1 protein-coding gene is annotated in these 501 nt (G+C 78.2%); it reads left to right on the top strand.

Features of this window, described 5'->3' with window-relative positions; all coding sequences use genetic code 11:
* The coding region (locus RCG67_RS17585; protein ID WP_368828120.1) for an acyl-CoA carboxylase biotin carboxyl carrier protein subunit at window positions 1-501 on the top strand (501 nt) is incomplete at both ends.

Here is a 501-nt window from a genome sequence, read left to right on the forward strand (position 1 = left end):
GCCACGTCGTCGTCGGGCACGGCGTGCGGCTGGTGCCCCTGCCCGGGCGCCCGGCCGCGCACCTGCTCGAGGCGAACGGCGCGTCCCGGGTCGTGCACATCGCCGCGGACCCCGCCACGGGCGGTGTCTGGGTGGGCGAGGACGGGTTCGCCGTCGAGCTCGACGTCGTGTCCCGCGAGCAGAAGCTCGAGCGTTCCCTCGCCGCCCTCGGGCGGACGGCGGGGCCCGCCGCGCCAGAGCTGCGCTCGCCCATGCCCGGCACCGTCGTCGCGGTCCCCGCGGACGCGGGGGAGCGGGTCGCCGAGGGGCAGACCGTCGTGGTCGTCGAGGCCATGAAGATGGAGCACCGGCTCGTGGCCCCCACCGTGGGCACCGTCGAGCTGTCCGTGCGGACCGGCGAGCAGGTCAGGCTGCACCAGCTGCTCGCCCGCGTGGTGCCCGACGCCGTCGTCCCGGCACCCGGCGGCCACTCCGCGGGCAGGCCCGGGACCCCGCCGGACC

It is taken from the genome of Kocuria cellulosilytica (assembly GCF_040981245.1).
Classification (GTDB): domain Bacteria; phylum Actinomycetota; class Actinomycetes; order Actinomycetales; family Micrococcaceae; genus Kocuria; species Kocuria cellulosilytica.